The following is a 3,112-nucleotide window of genomic DNA, read 5'->3' on the forward strand; positions in this document are numbered from 1 at the left end:
ACCTTGCCAAGGTGAGGGTCGCGGGTTCGAATCCCGTCTTTCGCTCTATTTTTTTCCCTCTCACCGAGAGGGTTTTTTATTTTTGAGATGAAATCTCTGCCCGGGTGGTGGAATTGGTAGACACGCAGGACTTAAAATCCTGTGGCCAGTAATGGCCGTGCGGGTTCAAGTCCCGCCCCGGGTACAAAATCAGAGTGAGTGTAAGAGCGAGAGCGAACCACTCCTCTGATTTCTTCACTCTCACTCGCTCTCTTTCAAAAACTCCGCTACTTTTTTGACTTTCACGGATTTGAGCTTTTTTATAAGCAATTTCTGACTCTATAAGTCGCCAAAACTTGATTTTTTAAGCAGTTTTGGCGGAGTATGATTTTTTTATTCAGTAAATAAACTATCCATATCTAGTTCATTTTGAACTAATTCTTTACTGTATTTATTTTCATTAATTCCATAAGTGGTAACCATTGTTATAAAAATATTTTTTCTGTTTCCTGTCTCTTTTTGTAATTCGGAAAGTTTATTCTTCAAACTTAAATAGTACTGTTTGTCAATTGTATAAGGGGCATTGTGAAACTTCATTTCACATAAATTAATGACATTATCATCTCTGTCAATCAATAGATCAACTTGTGCATTTTCATTGAACCAGCTGCTACTGGTTGAGAATACTGCATCAATCCTAAGTGATTTCTTTATTTGATAAATATGCTTTAGACACAACGTTTCAAAAACAAAGCCTGACCACGAAGCATAGGACTGTGATGTTCGCAATCTTTGCCATGTTCCTTTTCCTTCATTCTTATTGTTATTTATGAATTTTAGATAGAATTTGGAGTATTCATCTGACAAACGATAGTGAGTAAGCTGTTTCTTATTCTGATAATAAGGGTATTCTGTCAAAAACCCAGATTCTATTAACTCCTCTAGTTTGAGAGAGAAGTCTCCACCTGATGGAATTCCACTTTTATCAATGAGTTCATTTCTGGTAAAACCTTTGTTCGAACGTGCTAAAGTTTTAATAATCTTCATGTGACGTTCAGAGTCATCAAATAACGAAACATATAATTTATTAAACTCATCATTTAGGACACCATCTTTGCTAAAACATAGATTATCTATGTTCTGCGAAACACTTAATCCTTTTTGTAGCTTTTCCAGGTAATGGGGCACACCACCCAGAGCCATATAAATTTGAATTATATCATATCTTGTGTAGGACAGACCATTTTTTGTTAAATATAATTCTGTTTCACGCAGATTAAATGGTAACAATCTTATTTTTCGAGAAATTCTATTATGAAGCCCACCTTTATTATTGATAATTTTCTGAACCATATAAGATGCAGCCGAACCACAAATAACAACGATTAAGTCATCCCTCTTTGTGCAGTATGTATTCCAGAAATTTTCAAAAGCTGTTAGAAATTTTGATTTAGCTGTTGCAATCCAGGGAAATTCATCAATGAATATTACTTTCTTACTCTCACCTTTCAGAGTATCAATATACTCTTCCAGTTTTGTGAATGCATCAAGCCATGAATGTGGTAAATCGATATTAGATTTTTTCTTTCTCTTTTTAAGCTCTTTGGTAAAGTTTTCGAGTTGGTCACTCATTTTACCGTCAAATAACCCCGTAACTTCAAAAACTATACTGGACTTAAAGAACTCACGAATTAAGAAAGTTTTCCCAATCCTTCTTCGGCCGTAAAGAGCTATTAGTTCTGATTTATCATTATTGAGGGACTCTTTGAGTATAGTTTGCTCTTCGATTCTGCCAACTATTTTAGTCATTTACCTGGTTATATTTCGCCAAAACTACAAAATAAATAGAGTTTTGGCGAAGTATAATCGTTGTTCAATAAATAAAATTCCTTCTCTTTTAACTCACTCACTTTTTTCATTTTCCTTCTCTTCGTACCTTTTTTTAGCACTTTTTGAGTTTGCTTCCTTGTTGTTTTTTGTGAATGTGCTAATAAAGTTGAAGATCATGGTGATCACGGCTCCGGCAATAACACAGAGGATCATCAACAGCGCGAGCGATACATCGATCTTCCATGTGGCAAACTTCACGGTAACGGATGAGGCGTTTTGAACGCTAAACATCACCAGTATTACAATTAGGATAATGTTAAGTATTAGTACAACTTTTTTCATTCAAATCAATTTGTTATAATGTAGCTAATCAAAAGTACAGAAATGATTAAAGAGATAAAGAACCGAAGAAGTATAAGAGCTTTTAGTGATAAAAAAGTTTCTGAGCAACAGTTAAATGAATTGTTGGATGCTGCGCGCTGGGCGGCTTCCTGCTTCAATGAACAGCCCTGGAAGTTCGCTATTGTCGAAAAGGGATCTGACCATTACGATGGATTGTTTGAAGCTTTAGCTGATGGCAATAAAACGTGGGTTAAAACTGCTCCGGTATTAGGTGTTAGTTTGGCTAAGAAAACGTTTGACAGAAATGGCAAACCGAATAAACACGCATGGCACGATGTTGGCATGGCTATGGCGAATATGGCGATTCAGGCAACGAGTATGGATTTGTACATTCACCAAATGGCCGGGTTTTCCCCAGATAAAATCGCTGAATACTTAGATTTGGATGATAATTATGAACCTGTCGCTATGTTTACTGTAGGGTATAAAGGCGAAAGCGATCAATTGCCTGAAGATCTGGCTAAACAGGAAAATTCAGAGAGAAAACGAAAAGAAATAGACGAAATAAAATTTTGGTAACTAGTGAATTTTAGCGGTTTTATTCCTTTCAACAATTGAGCAAAATTGTTGGAAACTATTTTGCTGGATTTCAATATTTGAGTTGATTTACTTCATAAAAAAACCTTAGTTTCGCTACTTTCCAAGCACCACGATTTACATGGATCGAATGAGACTCTACAGGATTAAGCAGTTTTTCATGCTACTTCTCATGGCGCTGATGATTGCAGTTGGCTCATCCTCGTGCTCTGACCGTATTCACTATTCTAGTGACAGGGTTTTTAATGCGCGAAAGGCCATCAACAAGCGAATGAAGAAAAAAGGGTATAGCAATCAGCAATACCGTTACAATCCGCGAAAAAAATCTCGCTGGAACAAAAAGCGTAAAAAGCGCTTTAAAAAG

Annotated in this window: 4 protein-coding genes and 1 tRNA gene; 3 read left to right on the top strand and 2 right to left on the bottom strand. The window is 36.2% G+C overall.

Translation table 11 applies throughout. The features are described 5' to 3' along the window. Positions 1-98: 98 nt before the first annotated feature. Positions 99-184 (top strand) — tRNA-Leu (locus tag RI557_RS11555). 188 nt (positions 185-372) lie between these two features. Here the strand turns inward: RI557_RS11555 and RI557_RS11560 are convergent. Continuing rightward, complete coding sequence (locus tag RI557_RS11560; RefSeq protein ID WP_310683917.1) at positions 373-1,788, bottom strand: ATP-binding protein; 1,416 nt, start codon at positions 1,786-1,788, stop codon at positions 373-375. A 93-nt stretch (positions 1,789-1,881) separates the two neighbouring features. Then, the gene (locus RI557_RS11565) at positions 1,882-2,151 is read right to left on the bottom strand and encodes a LapA family protein (protein ID WP_310683919.1); all 270 of its coding nucleotides are present in this window, start codon (positions 2,149-2,151) and stop codon (positions 1,882-1,884) included. A 42-nt stretch (positions 2,152-2,193) separates the two neighbouring features. On the opposite strand from RI557_RS11565, the gene RI557_RS11570 reads away from it, so the two are divergent. Together RI557_RS11570 and RI557_RS11575 are read left to right on the top strand one after the other, a co-directional pair. Beyond that, complete coding sequence (locus tag RI557_RS11570) at positions 2,194-2,730, top strand: nitroreductase family protein (protein WP_310668518.1); 537 nt, start codon at positions 2,194-2,196, stop codon at positions 2,728-2,730. Positions 2,731-2,869: 139 nt separating this feature from the next. Beyond that, the coding region (locus RI557_RS11575) for a hypothetical protein (protein WP_310683921.1) at positions 2,870-3,112 on the top strand (243 nt) is incomplete at its 3' end.

The organism is Salibacter sp., from assembly GCF_031581065.1.
GTDB lineage: Bacteria > Bacteroidota > Bacteroidia > Flavobacteriales_G > Salibacteraceae > Salibacter.

What these genes read in the sequence shown, in the direction of transcription:
- RI557_RS11560 (WP_310683917.1), bottom strand. Translation starts at nt 1,788, where the DNA reads ATGACTAAAATAGTTGGCAGAATCGAAGAGCAAACTATACTCAAAGAG.
- RI557_RS11565 (WP_310683919.1), bottom strand. Translation starts at nt 2,151, where the DNA reads ATGAAAAAAGTTGTACTAATACTTAACATTATCCTAATTGTAATACTG.
- RI557_RS11570 (WP_310668518.1), top strand. Translation starts at nt 2,194, where the DNA reads ATGATTAAAGAGATAAAGAACCGAAGAAGTATAAGAGCTTTTAGTGAT.